Source organism: Xanthomonas graminis pv. graminis (assembly GCF_030168915.1).
Taxonomy (GTDB): Bacteria; Pseudomonadota; Gammaproteobacteria; order Xanthomonadales; family Xanthomonadaceae; genus Xanthomonas_A; species Xanthomonas_A translucens.
Map to the genome: position 1 here is coordinate 2,986,762 of NZ_CP076255.1, position 18,768 is coordinate 3,005,529.

Annotated in this window: 13 protein-coding genes, 1 tRNA gene and 3 pseudogenes; 8 read left to right on the top strand and 9 right to left on the bottom strand. The window is 65.5% G+C overall.

The genetic code is table 11. The features are described from left to right. Positions 1-307 precede the first annotated feature (307 nt). Positions 308-712, bottom strand: a complete 405-nt coding sequence (locus KHF85_RS12890) for an H-NS histone family protein (protein ID WP_053834409.1) — start codon at positions 710-712, stop codon at positions 308-310. 295 nt (positions 713-1,007) lie between these two features. On the opposite strand from KHF85_RS12890, the gene KHF85_RS12895 reads away from it, so the two are divergent. The 3 genes from KHF85_RS12895 to KHF85_RS12905 all read left to right on the top strand — a co-directional run bounded on the left by KHF85_RS12895 (position 1,008) and on the right by KHF85_RS12905 (position 3,729). Beyond that, positions 1,008-1,083, top strand: a tRNA-Ala gene (locus tag KHF85_RS12895). Between the two features lie 213 nt (positions 1,084-1,296). Further along, positions 1,297-2,441 (top strand): IS3 family transposase gene (locus tag KHF85_RS12900; protein ID WP_284566970.1). Its coding sequence is split into 2 segments (ribosomal slippage): positions 1,297-1,549 and positions 1,549-2,441, totalling 1,146 coding nucleotides; the frame shifts between segments, so codons are not numbered across the junction. A 73-nt stretch (positions 2,442-2,514) separates the two neighbouring features. Then, complete coding sequence (locus tag KHF85_RS12905) at positions 2,515-3,729, top strand: tyrosine-type recombinase/integrase (RefSeq protein WP_284566971.1); 1,215 nt, start codon at positions 2,515-2,517, stop codon at positions 3,727-3,729. A 12-nt stretch (positions 3,730-3,741) separates the two neighbouring features. On the opposite strand, the gene KHF85_RS12910 is transcribed toward KHF85_RS12905, so the two are convergent. Then, positions 3,742-4,533: a hypothetical protein gene (locus KHF85_RS12910; RefSeq protein ID WP_284566972.1), complete on the bottom strand. Its 792-nt coding sequence runs from the start codon at positions 4,531-4,533 to the stop codon at positions 3,742-3,744. A gap of 95 nt (positions 4,534-4,628) precedes the next feature. Then, a complete protein-coding gene (gene yecR / locus KHF85_RS12915) occupies positions 4,629-4,952 on the bottom strand; it encodes a YecR family lipoprotein (RefSeq protein ID WP_284566973.1) in 324 nt (107 codons plus the stop codon). 177 nt (positions 4,953-5,129) lie between these two features. Here yecR and KHF85_RS12920 point away from each other — a divergent pair, with 177 nt between their 5' ends. The 3 genes from KHF85_RS12920 to KHF85_RS12930 all read left to right on the top strand — a co-directional run bounded on the left by KHF85_RS12920 (position 5,130) and on the right by KHF85_RS12930 (position 6,912). Next, positions 5,130-5,363 carry a helix-turn-helix domain-containing protein gene (locus KHF85_RS12920; RefSeq protein WP_284566974.1) on the top strand — a complete coding sequence of 78 codons (234 nt, stop codon included), beginning with the start codon at positions 5,130-5,132 and terminating at the stop codon, positions 5,361-5,363. 197 nt (positions 5,364-5,560) lie between these two features. After that, the gene (locus tag KHF85_RS12925; RefSeq protein WP_284566975.1) at positions 5,561-6,472 is read left to right on the top strand and encodes a ParB/RepB/Spo0J family partition protein; all 912 of its coding nucleotides are present in this window, start codon (positions 5,561-5,563) and stop codon (positions 6,470-6,472) included. 206 nt (positions 6,473-6,678) lie between these two features. Beyond that, entirely contained in the window at positions 6,679-6,912 is a 234-nt protein-coding gene (locus KHF85_RS12930; protein ID WP_284566976.1) for a helix-turn-helix transcriptional regulator, read from the top strand. A gap of 293 nt (positions 6,913-7,205) precedes the next feature. Here the strand turns inward: KHF85_RS12930 and KHF85_RS12935 are convergent, their stop codons facing one another. The 6 genes and pseudogenes from KHF85_RS12935 to KHF85_RS12955 all read right to left on the bottom strand — a co-directional run bounded on the left by KHF85_RS12935 (position 7,206) and on the right by KHF85_RS12955 (position 16,263). Beyond that, positions 7,206-7,367, bottom strand: a complete 162-nt coding sequence (locus KHF85_RS12935; protein ID WP_284566977.1) for a hypothetical protein — start codon at positions 7,365-7,367, stop codon at positions 7,206-7,208. A 92-nt stretch (positions 7,368-7,459) separates the two neighbouring features. Beyond that, positions 7,460-7,981, bottom strand: coding sequence for a chemotaxis protein CheW (locus KHF85_RS12940; RefSeq protein WP_284566978.1), 522 nt, complete (start codon positions 7,979-7,981; stop codon positions 7,460-7,462). An 11-nt stretch (positions 7,982-7,992) separates the two neighbouring features. Next, positions 7,993-8,892 (bottom strand): annotated as a pseudogene (locus KHF85_RS20495) (methyl-accepting chemotaxis protein); the annotation flags it as partial. Positions 8,893-9,189: 297 nt separating this feature from the next. Next, positions 9,190-9,669, bottom strand: a pseudogene (locus KHF85_RS20500) (CHASE3 domain-containing protein); the annotation flags it as partial. A gap of 79 nt (positions 9,670-9,748) precedes the next feature. After that, entirely contained in the window at positions 9,749-11,416 is a 1,668-nt protein-coding gene (locus KHF85_RS12950; protein WP_284566980.1) for a methyl-accepting chemotaxis protein, read from the bottom strand. 479 nt (positions 11,417-11,895) lie between these two features. Then, a pseudogene (locus KHF85_RS12955) lies at positions 11,896-16,263 on the bottom strand (DEAD/DEAH box helicase). Between the two features lie 565 nt (positions 16,264-16,828). Between KHF85_RS12955 and KHF85_RS12960 the strand changes: the two are divergent. Beyond that, positions 16,829-17,146 (top strand): DUF3175 domain-containing protein, encoded by a 318-nt coding sequence (locus KHF85_RS12960; RefSeq protein ID WP_284566981.1) that lies wholly within the window; start codon positions 16,829-16,831, stop codon positions 17,144-17,146. 119 nt (positions 17,147-17,265) lie between these two features. Then, positions 17,266-18,639: a sensor domain-containing phosphodiesterase gene (locus KHF85_RS12965; protein WP_284566982.1), complete on the top strand. Its 1,374-nt coding sequence runs from the start codon at positions 17,266-17,268 to the stop codon at positions 18,637-18,639. The last annotated feature ends 129 nt before the right edge of the window (positions 18,640-18,768 follow it).

Genomic DNA, 18,768 nt, shown 5'->3' on the forward strand with positions numbered 1-18,768 from the left:
GCCGCGGAACTGCGAGGCTTCTTGTGGGAGGGACTTCAGTCCCGACTGCATGCCGGTTCGGGACATTCACCACTGCGCTCGTCGCAGCTGAAGACAGTTGCTCCTAAAGGGTTTGTTGCCTGCGCACATCGACCCTGCCGCCGCAGCGGTGCAATGCCGCCACCGAACCCGGGGCCTTCAGGCGCATCCATGCAACGCCGGCCTTCTCCAGCGCGGTTTATCCGCGGCCAAGCGCAAGCAACGCCAATGCCGCGCATAAAACCATCGCGGATAAAAAAGGCCAGGAAACCTGGCCTTTTTCGACCGATCAGTATTTGACCAGCGGGAACTTCAGGTCCGGGTGGCGGGCCTTCCATTCGTTGTAGGCGGCGGTGCCTTCCCAGGCAGCGAACGCCTTCGGGGTGCGGCCGCGGCCGGACCAGGTCTCGCCGGTGTGCGGCAGCTGGTACTTCGGCTTGACCTCACTGCGGCCGCCGGCGGACTTGGCGCTGGCCTGCTTCGGCGCGGCGCTGGTCACGTAGGCGGCGATCTCGTTGCGCTGCTTGGCGCTGAAGAACTCGGCGAACTGCTCCAGCAGCGACAGGATGTTGGCATGCGCGGCGCTGGTCTCGCCTTCGCGCGCCTGCTTCTCCTGCTCTTCCAGCTTGCGAATCTCTTCGTGCAGCTTGGCCTTGGCTTCGGCGATTTGTTGCAAGTTGCGAACTTCCGTCATTTTTCAAAGACCCGTGGATAAAAGATTTGGAACGGACGGAATATTTCATCCGGAACGACGAAATCGTCTGGCGAGGATTTCGGCCTGCGATTATATCGACTCTGTCCGCCGGTTGCCCGAATGCGCGGGCGCATTCCTGTCTTCATATGGACCAGGGGCGGCAGGCGACCGTGCCTGCGGATACGCGGCGCAAGCCGCACTGCACGCGACGCGTCAAGGACGGCCTCGCCGCCACCGATCCCACCGCCCCTCTTGGCACGCATGCCCCGGGCCAGTTAGACTACGCGTCTGATGTGGGGCGGTAGCTCAGCTGGGAGAGCGTCGCGTTCGCAATGCGAAGGTCGAGGGTTCGATCCCCTTCCGCTCCACCATCTTTCCGTCCTAGACGGTGCAAACGAGGCCAGAAAGCCCTGCGACACAAGGCTTTCCGGCCTTTTTTGTTTCCGAGGCAGTCTAGCCGAGACCGCGCAAATCCGGCGGTAGCTGACGGTAATTTTGGCGGTAGCAAGGGCATCCTGTCCTGGTCTAATTCTCGTGGACACCTCGATAGGGGATGATCATCCCCAGCGAGGACTTTGAACGACATGACGCCCCGTATCCGTAGAAATTTCGATACCGCCTTCAAGCTGCAGGTGGTGCAAATGATCCGCGACCAAGGCCTGAGCGTGGGTCAGGTGTGCCGCGACCTGGACTTGGTCGATAGCGCCGTGCGTCGCTGGCTGGCCCAATACGAGGCCGAGCATGCCGGCCAGCCTGGGCAAGGTCGGCCCCTGACCCCCGAGCAGCAACGCATCCGTGAGTTGGAACGGGAGAACCAGCGACTGCGTGAGGACAACAGCTTGTTAAAAAAAGCATCGGCCTTCTTCGCCCGGGAACCGAAATGATCCAGCAGATGATCGATCAGTGGCAGGAGAAGGCCGCAACCGCCCGGCTGTGCCAGCTGCTGGGCGTGAGCCGCTCGGGGCTGTATGCGGCCCGTCGGCGGCGCTCAGCACCGAGGGCGTGCACGCTCGCTGCGCCATTGCAGACGGCGTTCCAGGCCAGCGGCGGCAACTATGGCAGCCGCCGGCTGAGCGCGAGCCTGAAGGCCCAGGGTCTGCCCGCCAGTCGCCATCGAGTCCGCCGCCTGATGAAGCAGCAGGGACTGAAGGCGCGCTGGAGGCGCAAGTTCGTCCATACCACCGACAGCCGACACGAGATGCCGGTGGCGGACAACCATCTGGATCGGCGCTTCAACCCGGACGCCCTCGACCAGGCCTGGGTGGCCGATATCACCTACATCCGCACCGAGCGCGGCTGGCTGTACCTGGCCGCGGTGCTGGACCTGTACTCGCGCAAGGTGGTGGGCTGGGCAATGGCACCGACCATGCCGGCCGAGCTGGTCTGTACCGCCTTGCAGATGGCCATTGCCCTGCGCCAGCCCAAGCCGGGGCTGATCGTGCATAGCGACCGCGGCAGCCAGTACGCCAGCCAGGCCCACCGCGACCTGCTGACCAAGCACAAGCTGGTGGCCAGCATGAGCCGCAAGGGCAACTGCTGGGACAACGCGGTAATGGAGCGGTTCTTCCTGAGCCTGAAAATGGAGCGCGTCTGGCAGCGTCGCTACACCAACCCCAACGAGGCCATCGCCGATATCACCCACTACATCGTCGGCTTCTACAACACCCACCGCCTGCACTCCACCCTCGGCTATCGATCTCCAGCCGACTACGAGAAAGCCACTACCTGAAACCCCCTATCCACGTGTCCACCAAAACTTGACCACAACATCCCCTACCCTGTTACCGTCAAGGAGCCGCCCAATGCCTCTCACCGATACCGCCATCCGTAAAGCGAAACCCGCCGCCACGCCCCAGAAGCTGCGCGACGGCAACGGCCTGTATCTCCTGCTACGACCCGACGGCGCACGCTGGTGGCGCTACGACTATCGCCGCCCGGTCACCGGCAAGCGCAACACCCTGTCGTTCGGCACTTACCCGGAAGTAAGCCTGTCGGACGCGCGGGAGAGACTAGCGGAAGCGCGCCGCCTACTAGCGGCCAAGATCGACCCCGGCGAACAGCGGAAGGCCGTCAAGGCCGCTGGCGAGGCCGCCGCCGCGAACAGCTTCGAGGTCGTCGCCCGAGAGTGGTTCGCCAAGCAGCAGAAGGATTGGAGTACCCAGTACTCGGACAAGATCATCCGCCGCTTGCAGAGCGACATCTTCCCCTGGATCGGCAGCAGCCCCATCGCAGCCGTTACCGCCCCGGAACTGCTGAAGCACTTGGAGCGGATCGAACAGCGAGGCGCCATCGAGACCGCTCATCGAGCCTTGCAGACCTGCGGCGCAGTCTTTCGGTACGCAGTGCGTACTGGCCGGGCCGAAGCCGATCCGACAGGTGCATTGAAAGGAGCGCTGACTCCCTGGCGATCCATGCCGTTCGCTGCTGCCACCACCTCGGAGGAAGCTTCGAGCGTGCTGCGGAAGATTGACAGCAGCACCAGTCGGCCAGTGGTCAGGAGTGCCCTCCGACTGGCACCGTTGCTGTTCGCCAGACCCGGCGAGCTTGTCCGCATGAGGTGGGCGGAGCTGGACCTTGACGCCGGACAGTGGCGTTACTTCGTGACCAAGACCAAGCGCACCCATATCGCCGCCCTTTCGACTCAGGCAGTGGAAATTCTGCGCGACCTACACCCCCTTACCGGACGCGGCGAGTTCGTTTTCCCTGGTGGGCGCGACCCTCGCAAGCACATGTCTGGCAATGCCATTTTAGTAGCAGCGCGACGCTGCGGCATCGAGAAAGACGAAAGCACCATCCACGGCTTCCGACACATGGCAAGCACGCTACTGAACGAAATGGGCCACTGGAACCCGGATGCAATCGAATCCGCCTTAACCCATAAGATGCCTGGAGTACGAGGCATCTACAATCAAGCACAGTATTTGGACGAACGCCGCAAGATGATGCAGGCTTGGGGCAACTATCTACATGCATTGAAAGCAATGAAACAGCAGCCCTTTATCCACGAAGCCGCGTAAATAGACCGAAGCTCAGCGAGGCGTAGACCGCCTCGCCAGAGCCTCAATCTTATTCATGGCATCCGGATAATATTCGGCGAGCAGGCTAAACTGCACAGCAACGGATGCAGCCTCTGAGCGATAAACCGAGAGCAACATATTTCCATTGTTCGGCATTATTACCAACATATGATCGGAATCACGTTTGAAGTAACGACGGGGAAATGTATCGCTGCCCCAAGACTGAGCGTCAGGCACCCATCCACGTGTTGCAAGAACATAGTCGTAGCGATTACGGAATCCGGGGTCTGGACTTGGAGGATAAGACAGTGGACCCAGCAAATAGTCGACGCCCGTATAGGCCAAGTCCACGAACTCCACCTCAGATAGCTTAGGCACGTACCATGCCCCGTCGCCCATCCTGCGACCCCTCGGCCCAAGCAAGACGGAAGCTGACTCGTAATTCAAACCCTCAAACACTCCTGATCCAGAAGCGCAGCGCATCAAAAGGTGCGACCTTATGCGCTCAGTTGAGCAATTAATTAGCCCAGCAGCTTGTGCTTCTTTACCGGTGCCTTCTGGGAGCAACTTATTGGACTCATACGGGTAGCTAAGAGGACGCGGCGCCGGATCCCGAATCGGCGTTGCAGACTCCAAGCTGATAGGCAATTTCAACGGCTCCTCCGCCTCTCTTGCATTACAACCAGACAGCGTGGCCAGCAAACCAAGCCCGGACAGAGGAGCTAGCAATGTTGCGAGCGACAAGCCGACAAGTGCAATTTTCACTTTACGCGATCCATATTCTGGCATTTCCATACTGATCAAGGCACTTATTATTGATTTCAATAAGCGTGAGTGAACTTTAGCTACGCTCCTTAATGCACTTGCTTACCAGGCGCATCTGTATCGATTTTTCTTATCTAATGGCCGAGCGAACCAATGCACTGGAACTCGACAGTTACTTGCCTTGATCCGCAGTTTCCGAATCCCCGGCGCGACAGGCATTCGGTACTCTGCGAACCGAAAGGCTCCGCCCCTTTATAACCCCAGTTCCGGCACTTCTGCTCGGCGAGATGGATTACCTGCTGCTCGCTTAGGTCAGGGCGCTGGAATTCATTGCTCTCGTATGAAAGCGCAATCACACCATCTGCGCGGCTCGCTTTGGTTACCAGCCAGTCGGCGTGAGTGGCACATGCCCCGACAAGCAGCACGACGACCGCCACACCGCAAAACTTCAATTTCATGATGAATCCCCTTGGCATTCGGACCTTGGTTGTACAGGGCAGTCGCAGAGCTGTCCGAGCGCTCCACCAAGGAATGATAGAAGAGCCAGGCGCCAATGTCACTCATAGAGGGTGTCCTCATAGGGCGTGGCCCGATAGAGGTTGTCACTGCATCGTTCTCCCATGCCAGAGAAAGCGATGCCCACCGATCCCCGTGTCCTGTTTGGACTGCGGCTTGCCGAGGTCCGTAAGGCCAAGGGACTCTCCCAGGAACGTCTCGCTTTGGAGAGCGGATTGGCCCGTAGCTACCTAGGCGGCGTCGAGCGTGGACAGCGCAACATCGCGCTACTGAACATCTACCGCCTTGCCGAGGCGCTGGGCGTGCATCCGAGCTGCTTGCTAGAGCCAACATCCCCCACCAAAGCTCAGTAACTTCAGATATTGGCCAATCAGGCAATAACTATAAGCCATTGATTTTTAAGGCAACATAATTTTGGTACTCCTACAGCGGGGGAACGCATCTTCCGCTGGCGCGTACCTTTGGCACACAGTATTAGCTGCCTCCTATCAGTAGCAGCAAGCTCGGGGAGCTGTGCGCGTCTCCTGTAAACACCCATAAGGAGACAACCATGAAATATGACGCGGTAATGGAGCACTTCAAAGATGCCCCTACTTGCCTGATCCCGCTTGGCGACATACGAACTCACGATGGTTTGCAGCCGCGTGTTGCCCGCTTGGTTCCGATCAAGGACAAAGGGCGAGCCGAGGAGAGCAGCGAGCAACACATCACAACGCTTCGCTTGGTACTGGACGCGACTGAGGACAGGCCGCTTGATCCTGTTTGGCTTGCCGAAATTGGTAGCGCCGAGCCAGTGGAAGCTGGCTTGTATCTAGTGGATGGTCACCACCGCCTGAAGGCATACCAACAAGCAAAGAGACAGCAAGTTCCGGCACGTGTTTTGGCCCTAAGTTGGCAGACGGCCTTGGTTCTTTCCAAGCTGGTGAACTGCACCGGCAGATCGCTCGCCCTTCACAACGAGCAGCGCCGGGACGCGGCTTGGCAGTACCTTGCAGATCTAACGCATCGAGGAGCTATCGAGCTTCCTAGTGCGGGGGAGTCTTTACGCTCTGTCGCCGCTCGATTTGGCATCAGCAAGAGTACGGTAAGCAGCATGCTCACCAATATGCCGCACGTCATCGCTACAGAGTTCCACACGCTGGCGATAGATCCCGGCACGGGTTGGCCGAGGTGGCGACATGTACGCGAAGCAAAGAACCCTTGGCAAACAAGCCTGCCTAGCTCGGACCAGCAGCAGCTAGACCGGGATGCAGAAAGGGTTGCGCGCCACATAGTCAAGCTCGTGGATGGCTCATCCCCAGCCGTGCGCGCCAGAGCGCTTGAGATGCTGGCGAACGACGAGGTGAGTGCCACAGATCAACTCGCATCGGTGGAGCTTCTTGCTCCCTTCAGCCCAGCACGCCGCCCTGTCCCAATTGGGACACCCGCTGTCCCAGCGCAACCGGCACATCTGGACAACTGACAGCCCCAGCCTGATTTGACCGCACTGCCGGCGGGAGAAGAAACAAGATTTTCGCTACGAAATTACGCGGCAGTCACTTCAACCATCCAGGGCCCAGCCGCCCCCATGCCGCCCCCTCCGGGGAAAGCTGCCCACGGCAGGCACCACACCAACCCAAAGGCTCGCTGCAATCTCATGCAGCGGGCCTTTCTCATTTCAAGGAAGCCATGACGACTCAACCACAGACGACACTGCCGTATCACTTCATGCGCTTGCCCGAGGTCATTGCGACGGTCGGCGTCAGCAAGTCCACGCTCTATGCCTGGGCCGCTGCGGGCAAATTCCCGAAGCCAGTACAATTCCCCGGTGGCAACATTGCCGCTTGGGTTTCCACCGAAGTGGCGGCATGGATGAGTGCAGCGGTAGAAGCACGTAATGGTACCCACGGCCTAGCGGCATGAGCTTGGCGGTAACTATGGCGGTAACAGCACTCCTCACGCCGAAAATACCTATTGCATTACAGTCACTTGCAGGTATTATTCGGGAGCCTTCCGCCCACTCGTTCAGACAAAGGCCCCGGAGGCGACTCCGGGGCTTTTTTGTGGCTACCTTGCGGCGCCGGCGCAGAGCGGCCACGCTACTGCCGCGATGGCATGGCGCGGCAATCGGCGCTGCGCGGTGCAGTTGCTGATCTGCCCGCACGCGGCAGCGGCGCCGCGCTCGCCATCGCGGCGAACGGCGGCCGCCGGCCGCTTCAGCCGCTGTGTTCGCAGGAGCTGGGGCCGCGCTCGTGCGCCTGGCGCAGTTTCTCGTCCTCCAGCCCCTGCCGCTGCTTGGCGGTGTCGTCCTGGGCGCGGTCCTGCTGACCTTCACGGATGCCTTGCTCGTCGCTGTGCTGTTTGTCCTGGTTCGGCATGTACGGACCTCGCTGTGGCGGGCGGATGCCCTACCGCCACGACACTAGCCGGTCCACCGTGATGCGGGTATCACGGCGACAGCGCAGATCGCTCAGGCGGCCAGCGCGGCCGCAGGCGCGTGCGCATGCACGTCGCCGTCCATCGCCAGCACACGAGTGCGCTCCAGCAGGATCACCAGCCGGCCGTCCAGCTTGCCCACGCCCTGCATCAGTTCGTCGCGAATACCGCAACCGAACGACGGTGCCGCCTCGATCTGCTGCGGCGAAATATCCAGCACCTCGCTGACCGCGTCGACCAGCAATCCGAACGCCTGATCGGCGCCTTCGCGTTCCAGCGTCACGATCACCACGCAACTGCGCCGGGTGACCTCGTTGGACGCGCGCCCGAGCCGCCGTTGCAGATCCACGATCGGCACCACCGCGCCACGCAGGTTGATCACCCCGCGCACGCACGCCGGCATGGACGGGACCGGCGTGGGCGCACGGTACTCGATGATTTCCTTGATGCCCACGATGCTCAGGCCGAACAACTCCTGGCCCAGCTGGAAGGTCAGGAACTGCAATGGGCCATGATCGGGCTCGTGCGCCGAAGCGCCAGACGTCGCGTTGTGCATCCGCTCATCCTCTAGAAATTGACGAATTGCGCTTCGTCCGGGGATTCGACCATCGCGTAGGCGACCGGCAAGGGCCGCGCGCGGGCGCCCTTGCCTGGCGCCGCGCGCGCCGGCCGCACCACGCCCGTGCGTGGCCGCTCGACGCCGCGCGACGGCGACGTCTCCTGGCCGCGGTTCAAGCGGAAGAACGCCATCGCATGCTGCAGCGACTCGGCCTGCGAACTCATCTGCTCGGCGGTCGCCGCCAGCTGCTCGGAGGCGGTGGCGTTCTGCTGCGTGGTCTGGCTCAGCTGCGACACCGCCAGATTGATCTGGGTCACGCCGGAGGACTGCTCCTGCGACGCGGCGGCGATCTCCTGCACCAGGTCGGAGGTCTTCTTGATGCTGGGCACGATGGTCTCCAGCAGGTTGCCTGCACGGTCCGCCAGGGCAACGCTGTTGGCCGCCACCTCGCCGATTTCCTGTGCCGCCACCTGGCTGCGCTCGGCCAGCTTGCGCACTTCCGCAGCGACCACCGCGAAGCCCTTGCCATGCTCGCCGGCGCGCGCGGCTTCGATCGCCGCGTTCAGCGCCAGCAGGTTGGTCTGGTAGGCGATGTCGTCGATGATGCCGATCTTCTGCGCGATCTGCCTCATCGCATGCGTCGAGGACAGCACCGCTTCACCGCCCTGGACGGCTTCCTTGGCCGCCTGCGCGGACATGCCCTCGGTGATCCGGGCGTTGTCGGTGTTCTGCGCGATCGAAGCGGTCATCTGCTCCAGCGAGGCGCTGGTCTCCTCGACCCCGGCCGCCTGTTCGCTGGCCGCCTGGCTCAAGGTCTGCGCGGTGGCGCTGACCTCCTCCGACGAACCGGCCAGCGACTGCGCGCTGTTGTTGACGTCGCCGACCACCTCCGCCAACCGGTCGACCATCAGCTGCAAGGCCACCATCGCACTGCTGGTGTCGTTGCCGCGGGTCGGCACCTGCACGGTGAGATCGCCCTGCGCGATACGCCTGGCCACTTCCATCACCACGCCCGGCTCGCCGCCCAGTTCGGTCATCAGCGAGCGCGTGATCAGAAACCCGATCACCACCGCGCACAACGCCGCGGCCAGGCTGCCGATGATCAAGGTGATGCTGGTGCGCCGCTGCAGTTGCTCGGCCTCGACCGCGCGCGCCGCCAGCAGGGCGCTCTCGGCCTGGCGCACTTCGGCCATCTTCTCGCGCATGGCATCCATGTAGGCCTTGCCCTTGGAAGAGCGCACCGCGGCCGCGAGCGCCTCTATCGTGGCGTCGCCGCCGTTGACGTTGTGGCGCAAGGCGATCTGCGGGTGCACCGCCTGGCTCAGCCACTGCTTCTGCGTCTCCTTCAACGCATTCAGCCGCGACTGTTGTTCGGCATTGTCCGCGGTCAACTTGCGGGCTTTCGTCAGGTGCTGCTCGAAATCGGCCAGGCCGGTCCGGTAGGGCTGCAGGAACTCGTCTTCGCCGGTCAGGGAGAACCCGCGGGTGCCGGTCTCGATGTTGATCAGGCTGGTGAGCGCGCCGTCCACTTCGGAGATCACTTTGTAGGTGTGCGTATTCCAGTAGTTGGCCTGCGACAACGCGCTGACGTTGTAGTAGGCCACCGCCGCCAGCGCCAAAAGAATCAACAGAATGACCGAAAATCCGCCGTAGAGTTTGGTCGATATCTTGGTGTTTTTGATCACGGAATTCTCTCCGAAAGGGGATGCACGTTATGGGTGCAGGGACGCGTTCGATCGCCGCGCGGTGTCGCCGCGCGGCGCATCAGGCATGACCCAGCCGCACGTCGCCGCGGTCCGGCCTTGCGCTGCCCGGGCGGCGCGCAGCACTCATCCGATCGCGCACTGCCGCGCGCGATCGGGCGTGGCGCGCCGAGCTTTCCGCATCGCCTTCGCGCATCTGTGCGCTGCCCGTGCGCGCAAGCCCGGGCAACTGGAAGAACGCCATGCTGTCCTGCAATTGCAGGGCCTGCGCACTCATTGCTTCGGCGGTCGCCGCCAACTCCTCGGAGGCGGTGGCGTTGTGCTGTGTGGTCTGGCTCAACTGCACCACTGCGGCATTGATCTGCGCTACACCGGACGCCTGCTCCTGCGACGCGGCGGCGATTTCCTGCACCAGATCGGAGGTCTTCTTGATGCTGGGCACGATGGTTTCCAGCAGGCGCCCGGCCTTCTCCGCCAGCTCGACGCTGGAGCCGGCGACCTCGCCGATTTCCTGCGCGGCGATCTGGCTGCGCTCGGCCAGCTTGCGCACTTCCGCGGCGACCACCGCGAAGCCCTTGCCATGCTCGCCGGCGCGCGCTGCCTCGATCGCCGCATTCAGCGCCAGCAGGTTGGTCTGGTAGGCGATGTCGTCGATGATGCCGATCTTCTGCGCGATCTGCTTCATCGCCACGACCGTGGCGCGGACCGACTCGCCGCCATCCATGGCCTGGCTGGAGGCCTTGCTGGCCATGCCGTCGGTGACCTTGGCGTTCTCGGTGTTCTGCCCGATCGAGGCGGTCATCTGCTCCAGCGAGGCGCTGGTCTCCTCGACCCCGGCCGCCTGTTCGGTCGAGGCCTGGCTCAGCGACTGCGCGGTCGCATTGACTTCCTCCGAAGCGCCGGCCAGGGTCTGCGCGCTGGCGTTGACCTCGCCGACCACCTGCTGCAACTTGCCGACCATGCGCTGCATCGCCAGCAGCAACTGTCCCGCCTCGTCCTTCGACTTGACCTCGATCAGCACGCTCAGGTCGCCCTCGGCCAGCGCATTGGCCACATCCACCGCCTTGCCGATCGGCTTGGTCACGCTGCGGCTGATGAAGAAGCCCATACCGACCCCGAGCAGCACGCCGCCGACGATGATCGCGGTCAGCATCCTGGCGCTGCTGACATGGATTGCATGGGTTTCGGCGCTTGCTTCGGCGGCGCGGGTTTCCTTGATGGCCGCCAGTTCGCTCATCAGCAGATCAAGTTCGTCGGAAGCGCCGCGCACCTTGCTGGACAGGTCGACGAGTTCCGGGCTGGTATGCTGCAGCGGCGCGCGCGCGACCTTTTCGACGAACCGGCCGCGATGCAGCAGGTAGTCCTTCCACACGGTGTCGAAACGCGCCAGTTTGGCCTTGGACTCCGGGGCGCTGAATGACCCCCGCGCCTTGGCGACGTAATCGACGACGTTGGCGGTGTACTTGTCGAGGCTGGCCAGATGCTTGGCGCGCTCCTCCTGGGTGGAGGACAGCTGCAGGTTGGCGCGCGCACGGCCGGCGTTGATCAGGTTGATGTTGGCTTCCTTGATGTTGGACAGGCCGAGCAACTCGCGCTCGTACAACTGCGTGGCGTAGTCGTTGATGCGCCCGGAATTGCGGATGCCGATCGCGCCGATGCACGCGCCGATGGCCGCCACGATCAGGAACGCGCAGGTCAGCCTGATACCGATTTTCATATTGCCCAACATGATGTTTCCCCGATTGTTTGGTAACGACCGTGTCACCACGACCGGTCTCGATGCTCCTTCCCGTGGCAATCCGCCTGACGTCGTCGGGAATGAGCATCAACGTGCGTACGGCCGCGATGTCCTTGCTGCGGTATCGCCCGTTGCCTGAACGCTATCGGCGTTCGCCGAAGCCGCCTTTAATCGATGCCTCAATTGCAGAATTCAGCACACATGCGCACGCTTGCGCATATTCGATGAATACGCACGACCGCCCTTGGTGAGGCGCTTTGGAAGCTGCAGGAAAGTGCTTTGCCGCATTTTGCGCAGATGCTGCACTTGTGCTGTAAGACGCATTCGGGCCGGGCCGGGCAGATGCGAAAGTGAGATGGAAACCTCGGCTGGTCGTAGACAAAGCGTGAAAATTTCTGCCGCCGCCGGCCTGACTGCGCGATCCCTGAATGAAATGCGTTACTGAACAGGGGTTCGGCGAAAATCGCGGCTCAGCGCAGGCCGGCGAGCATGGCCGCGATCACATCGCGCGCGCCGGATGCAGGCGCTTCAGTCAGTCGCTGCCGTGCCAGCGCGCTGTCGGCAGCGCTCAATTCCTGCAACGGTTCGAAACGCTCGGCAACCCAGCTCGCCACCGGCAGGCCGTCGCGATACAGCACCCGCGCGCCGGGCACGCGCGGCACGCGGCTGCCCGGCAGCACGCTGCCGAGCAGGTTGGCCGGATCGGCCGCGGCCACGCACAGCCAGGCGCCATCGTGCGGCTGGCGCCGCACCTGGCGCAGCAGGCCGATCGCCTCGGGCAGCGCGAACTGCTCGCCGGACAGCCCACTGATGAAGCGCCCGCCGCGGATCTCGCCGCGCGCCTCCAGCCGCTGATAGACGCGCAGCAGTTCGCGCCATGGCGGCAGCCACGCCGCCTCGCGGTCGAGCAGGCGCCAGCAGATCACGCCGTAGCGGCGCAGCAGGGTCCGCGCCAGGTGTTCGAGCGCCTCGCCGCGCGCCGCGGCGTCGCCGGCATCCACGGCGCCGCGCAGCAGCGCCCAGCGTCCCGCATCCTGGATGCCGTACAGCGGCACCCGGCGCCGGCGCCGCGACAGCGCCGACGGCCGCTTCGAGGCCGGCACCAGCAACGCGCGCAGGCCGGCATAGCTGTCGCAGTGGATGCGGCCCGCGGCCACCAGCTCGGCCAGCGCCTCTTCCAGTTCGGTGGACAGCAGCCGCGTCGCATCGGCGATCTCGTCGAAGAACGAGGCGCCATGCGTGCCCAGGTAATCGGCGACCTTCTGCGCGCGTGAACCGGGCGTGCCCGGTTCGGCCGCCGCAGGCGCCAGGCGCGACCACTGCGCGACGCTGCGCCGCGGCAGCAGCAGGATCGGCGTGCTGCGCAGCGACCCTGTGCCGCCCGCACCGCCCGCACCGCCCGCGCTGGCCGCTGTCGGGCGCAGGCGCGTCCACAGCGTGCGTCCGGCGCTGCACAGTGTCCAGCCAGGCCGGCGCATAGTCGCGCACCCGCGCCGGCAGCAGGTCGGCCTCCCACAGCGCCGCCGGCGCCTCGAAGCCCTCCAGCTGCGCCAGCACGCTGGCCAGCGCTTCCGCGCCGGCGACGCGGCCTTCGCCATCCAGGTGCTGCCAGCGGAACAGGAAGCGCGCGTAGTCGCGCGGCGCCACCGGTTCGATCTCGCGGCGCAGCCGGCCCAGCGTGTAGCGGTGGATGCGCGCCAGCAGATGGCGCTCGCACCACTCGTCGGCGCTGGCACCGGGGTTGAAGCGACCCGGCAGGATGTAGCCGTCCTGCTGCAACGCCAGCAGAGCCGCCTGCACCTCGCCCAGCGGCATCTGCAGCGGCGCCGCCAGCGCCGCCGCGGTCACCGGCCCCAGGGCCGCCAGGCGCGAGCGCAGCAGTTCGCGCAACGCGCGGTCGCGTAGCCAGTCGTCGATCGCGTAGCCCTCCGGCACGGCGATGCGCGGCTGCGCGGCGGCCCGCGGATACAGCGGCGCGATCAGCGCCAGCGACTCGGCCGCGATCCACAGCGCGCTGCCGTCGCCGCCGCTGCCCTGCTGCAAGCGGGTGGCACGCGCATCGGCGGCCAGCTCGGCCAGCCAGTTCGGCCACGCCGGGTGTGCGGCGGCCTCGCTGTCGGTCAGCACGCCGAGCGCGACCAGCGCCTCGTGCATCTCGTCGCGGCTGCGCGGCTGTGGCCAGGCTTCCTCGCGCACCGCGGCGATCGCCTCCGGATCGAGCCGGCCGAGGTCCTCGGCGCTGTCCGGATCCTGGTACCGGCGGCTGTGCACGGCCTGGGTGCGGCGCTCTTCCAGCGGCGCATCGTCGAGGAACGCATACGGCCGCGCGTCCAGCGCCTCGGCCGCCAGCGGCGACGGCGCCGCCAGATCGCGCGCCAGCACGCGCACGCTGCCGTCCTCGATGCCGCGCAGCAGTTGCAGCCAGCCGTCGCTGTCCATCGCCTCGTGCAGGCAGTCGTGCATGGTCTGCGCGACCAGCGGGTGTTCGGGGATCTCGCGCTCGCCGACCAGGTTCTCGGCGCAGGCGACCTGGTCCGGGAACACGGTGGCCAGCAGATCCTCGGACTTCATCCGCTGCAGCTGCGGGGCGACCTTGCGCCCGCCGCTGAAGCGCGGCAAGGCCAGCGCGTTGGTGGCGTTCCAGCGCCAGCGTACGCCGAACAGCGGCGCGTCCAGCAAGGCCTGCACCAGCACCTCCAGCGCCGACGACGCATGCAGGTAGCGCGCGACCTCTTCCAGCGCGAAGCTGTGTCGGGTCGACAGCGACAGCACGATCGCGTCCTCGGTGGCCGCCGCCTGCAGTTCGAAATTGAAGGTGCGGCAGAAGCGCTTGCGCAGGGCCAGGCCCCAGGCGCGATTGATGCGGCTGCCGTACACGCTGTGGATCACCAGCTGGGTGCCGCCGCTGGCGTCGAAGAAGCGCTCCAGCACGATGCAGGCTTGCGTGGGCAGCGCGCCCAGCGCGGCGCGCGCGCGGCCCAGATAGTCCACCAGTTGCTGCGCGGCGGCGGCGTCCAGCGCCAGTTCCTGATGCAGCCAGGCCAGCGCCTGCGCCGCACCGCCCTGCTCCAGGCAGCGCTCCAGCTGCGCGCGCAGCCGCGACACGCCGGCCGACAGTTCGTCGCTGCGCCCGGGCGCCTCGCCGAGCCAGAACGGGATGTTCGGCGGCGCGCCGCGCGCGTCCTCCACCCGCACCTTCCCCGGCTCCACGCGCAGGATGCGATAGCTGGCATTGCCGAGCTGGAACACATCGCCGCTGAGGCTCTCGACCGCGAAGTCTTCGTTGACCGTGCCGATGGTCTCGGCCTGCGGCTCCAGCAACACGCTGTAGTCGCCGGTCTCGGGAATGGTGCCGCCGGAGGTCAGCGCCGCCATGCGCGCGCCGCGGCGCTGGCGCACGCGGCGATGCACCGCGTCGCGATGCAGATAGCCGGCGCGCGGGCCGAGCCGCGTGCTGAAGCCGTCGCACAGCATCCGCAACACGGTATCGAAGCGTTCGCGCGGCAGCGCCGCGTACGGCCAGGCGCCGCGCACCAGCGCGCACAGCGCGTCCTCGTCCCATTCCTGGCACGCCACCTCGGCCACCAGTTGCTGCGCCAGCACGTCCAGCGGCGCGTCGAGGATGCGCAGCGCATCCAGTTCGCCGCGGCGCACGCAGTCGAGCAACGCCGCGCATTCGACCAGGTCGTCGCGCGACTGCGGAAACACGGCGTGCCGCCGACGGCATGCCCGGAACGCCCGGCGCGCTGCAGCAAACTGGCGATCGAACGCGGCGAGCCGAGCTGGCACACCAGGTCCACATCGCCGATGTCCAGGCCCAGTTCCAGCGAGGCGGTGGCGACCAGCACCTGCAACTGGCCGGCCTTGAGCCGCTGTTCGGCGAGCAGCCGCGCCTCGCGCGCCAGGCTGCCGTGGTGCGCCGCCACCGCCTCGTTGCCGAGCAGCTCGCCGAGATGCCGCGCGGTGCGTTCGGCCATGCGCCGGGTGTTGACGAACACCAGCGTGGTGCGATGCGCGCGCACCAGCTCGGCCAGGCGCGCATACACCTGCTGCCACTGGTCGTTGGACATGGTCACGCCGAGCGGCGTTGGCGGCAGCTCCAGCGCCAGGTCGCGGGCACGCGCGTAGCCGATGTCGACGATCGCGCAGTCGGGCTGCCCCGCCGGCACCGCCGCGCTGCCGACCAGGAAGCGCGCGACCGCGTCGATCGGCTTCTGCGTCGCCGACAGGCCGATGCGCAACGGCGGCGTTGCGCACAGCTGCTGCAGCCGCTGCAGCGACAGCGCCAGGTGGCTGCCGCGCTTGTTCGCGGCCAGTGCGTGGATCTCGTCGACGATCACCGTGCGCACGTGGCGCAGCGCGTCGCGCCCGGACACCGACCCGAGCAGCACGTACAGCGACTCGGGCGTGGTCACCAGCACGTGCGGCGGGCGCCGCCGCGCCTGCGCGCGCTCGCGTTGCGGCGTATCGCCGGTGCGCACCGCGCTGCGGATCTCCACATCGGGCAGGCCGAGCGCGGCCAGCTCGGCGCGGATGCCGGCCAGCGGCGCTTCGAGATTGAGCCGGATATCGTTCGAAAGCGCTTTCAGCGGCGACACGTACAGCACCTGGGTGCGGTCGGCGAGTCCGCCATCGCGCAGGCCTTCACGCAGCAGCGCATCGAGTGCGGCGAGGAACGCGGTGAGGGTCTTGCCGGAGCCAGTGGGCGCCGCCACCAACGTATGCCGCCCGTCCTGGATCGCCGGCCATGCAGCCAGTTGCGCCGGCGTCGGCGCGGCAAAACGGCGCTCGAACCAGCGGGCGACGGCAGGATGGAAGCGTGCTTGCACGAACGACATGCGGTCTCCTGCGACGCAGCGTCGCGATCGAATGCACTGACGGCGAAAAGAGGGAATGTCCCGATTGTCCTTGGCACGACAACCGAGTCAATCGCGCTCCGAAAACATGGTGACGTTACCAACGCAGATCAAGCGAGCACGCGTGGCGCAGCTGTTTTCAAGGGTTTTTTGGTTAATGATTCAGTGAATGCGCACTGTCTACCACGCACACCAAGATGCACGGTTATGTTGTCGAGGCCGTCACGCCCGCGCATTTAGCGTTAGCGCCATGGAAGTGGAATTCGCTTTGGGGAGCCTTGCATGCAGCATGGCAGCATGATCGAACAACGGCATCGATGCCGACGCAGCAACGCATTCGCGGCGCATGCCTGCGTGCGTGCGGCGGCATTGCGCACTGCAGCGCATTGCCGCGTCCTTCGCACGCTGCAGCGGCTCGCACCGGCACGGTGCGGACGCTGGGCGCATCGCCTCCACGTTTCCCAATCCATCCGCCCGCCATCGGCGCGGCGGCGATTTCGCAGTGACTTCATCTCCACCTTTTTTCAGTAGCCAAGGAGCATCACCGATGGCACAAAGCAGGTCGAACGTTTCCACCACCCAATGGGCCGAGTGCGCGAACGAAAGCAGCGATGCGCAAGAACTCACGCCCAGCGTGTTCGAACGCGACGACCCGGTCTCCATCGCCCGTTCGCTCAAGCACTCCGCGGACAAGAGCGCGCGGCGCCGCACCGGCCCCTACCGCTCGGCGATGTCGATGCTGACGTTCTACATCAATCGCGCCGGCAAGCAGTTGCCGGCGCAGCGTCGCGAAGTGCTGGAGCAGGCCAAGGACGAGCTGCGCATCCTGTACGGCAAACCGCGCAAGGGCGGCGCGGCCGGTTGAACGCCGCGCTCCGGCATGCAGTGGCGCAGCGTGATGCGCGCTGCAATTCCATGCTCCGCTAGCGCAACTCCGGCGAATTCCGATTGCCCTGCGCCGAACCATCGGCGCATGATCCGGGCATGACCAAGGAATCCGACGTTTCGGACTGGGTCCAGCGCCCTGCCGATGCCACTGCCGAGCCCGGCCCGGTTGTCTCGACGATGAGCGAGGATGCGCTGCTGCTGTCGCGGATCATCCTGGCCCAGGGCGAGATCGCCGCCGCCGGCAGCGATCCGCTGCAGGTGGTCGATGTGGTGACCCGCCGCGCGCAGGAGCTGACCCGCTCCAACGGCGCGGTGGTGGAGATGCGCGACGGCAACGACATGCTGTACTGGTCGGCCAGCGGCAGCGCCGAACAGCACCTGGGCCTGCGCCTGCCCAGCGACTGCAGCCTGTCCGGGCTGTCCATGCGCAGCGGCCAGGTGCTGCAGTGCGACGATTCGGAGCAGGACCCGCGGGTCAATCTGGAGGCCTGCCGCAAGGTCGGCCTGCGCTCGATGCTGGTGGTGCCGCTCCGCTATGGCGAGCGCGGCATCGGCGTGCTCAAGGTGATGTCGCCCTACCCCTGCAGCTATACCGCGCAGGACGTGCGCACGCTGGAGATGCTGGCGACCCTGGTCGGCGCGACCCTGGCGCTGGCGATGGACCGCGCCGCGCTGCAGACCGACATCGCGCGCCACCAGAACGCGGAGAAACACGCGTTCCGCGAGAAGGCGGCGATCGCCACGCGGATCCGCGAAGTCATCGCCAACGAACGCCTGCAGATCGTGACCCAGCCGGTGCTGGCGCTGTCCACGCAACGCATCGTCGGCGTGGAGGCGTTGTCGCGGTTCCCGTCCAATCCCGGCCTGGCGCCGTTGCGCTGGTTCGACGACGCGAACAAGGTCGGGCTGGCGCTGGAACTGGAGCTGGCCGCGGCGCGCAAGGCGCTGCCGTTGCTGGCGCAGCTGCCGGCGCCGCTGTACCTGGCGATCAACGTCTCCGCGCAGACCCTGCTGCACCCGCAGCTTGAGGAGTTGCTGCATGGCCACGACTTGTCGCGGGTGGTGCTGGAGATCACCGAGCAGTTGCAGGCGCCGGACTATTCACGCCTGTCCGAGCATATCGGCGCGCTGCAGCGGCGGGGCCTGCGCATCGCGCTGGACGACGCCGGCACCGGCTTCGCCAGCCTGCGCCACCTGCTGCATCTGTCGCCGGACATCATCAAGCTGGACCTGACCCTGACCCGCGGCATCGATGCCGAACCGCGGCGCCAGCGGCTGGCGCTGGCGATCCTGTCCTTCGCCGCAGAAACCGACGCCAGCGTGATCGTCGAAGGCATCGAGACCGAGAGCGAACTGGCCACCCTGCAGGCGCTGGGCGCGCGCTACGGCCAAGGCTACCAGCTGGCGCATCCGGGGCCGCTGTCGGCGCACCTGGCGCGCTATCCGGCGATCGGCGACGAGGCGGACTGAGCGCGCGACAAGCTCGTCAGAGCATCCGGATCGATGTTGTAGGAGCGGCTTCAGCCGCGACACCGGCGCCTGGGAAATTCCGGTTGCGGAAACATTTTGTCGCGGCTGAAGCCGCTCCTACGGGGGAGC

Coding starts and splice junctions, on each gene's coding strand:
- KHF85_RS12890 (WP_053834409.1), bottom strand. CDS start 712: ATGACGGAAGTTCGCAACTTGCAACAAATCGCCGAAGCCAAGGCCAAG.
- KHF85_RS12905 (WP_284566971.1), top strand. CDS start 2,515: ATGCCTCTCACCGATACCGCCATCCGTAAAGCGAAACCCGCCGCCACG.
- yecR (WP_284566973.1), bottom strand. CDS start 4,952: ATGAAATTGAAGTTTTGCGGTGTGGCGGTCGTCGTGCTGCTTGTCGGG.
- KHF85_RS12920 (WP_284566974.1), top strand. CDS start 5,130: ATGCCCACCGATCCCCGTGTCCTGTTTGGACTGCGGCTTGCCGAGGTC.
- KHF85_RS12925 (WP_284566975.1), top strand. CDS start 5,561: ATGAAATATGACGCGGTAATGGAGCACTTCAAAGATGCCCCTACTTGC.
- KHF85_RS12930 (WP_284566976.1), top strand. CDS start 6,679: ATGACGACTCAACCACAGACGACACTGCCGTATCACTTCATGCGCTTG.
- KHF85_RS12935 (WP_284566977.1), bottom strand. CDS start 7,367: ATGCCGAACCAGGACAAACAGCACAGCGACGAGCAAGGCATCCGTGAA.
- KHF85_RS12940 (WP_284566978.1), bottom strand. CDS start 7,981: ATGCACAACGCGACGTCTGGCGCTTCGGCGCACGAGCCCGATCATGGC.
- KHF85_RS12950 (WP_284566980.1), bottom strand. CDS start 11,416: ATGTTGGGCAATATGAAAATCGGTATCAGGCTGACCTGCGCGTTCCTG.
- KHF85_RS12960 (WP_284566981.1), top strand. CDS start 16,829: ATGGCACAAAGCAGGTCGAACGTTTCCACCACCCAATGGGCCGAGTGC.
- KHF85_RS12965 (WP_284566982.1), top strand. CDS start 17,266: ATGACCAAGGAATCCGACGTTTCGGACTGGGTCCAGCGCCCTGCCGAT.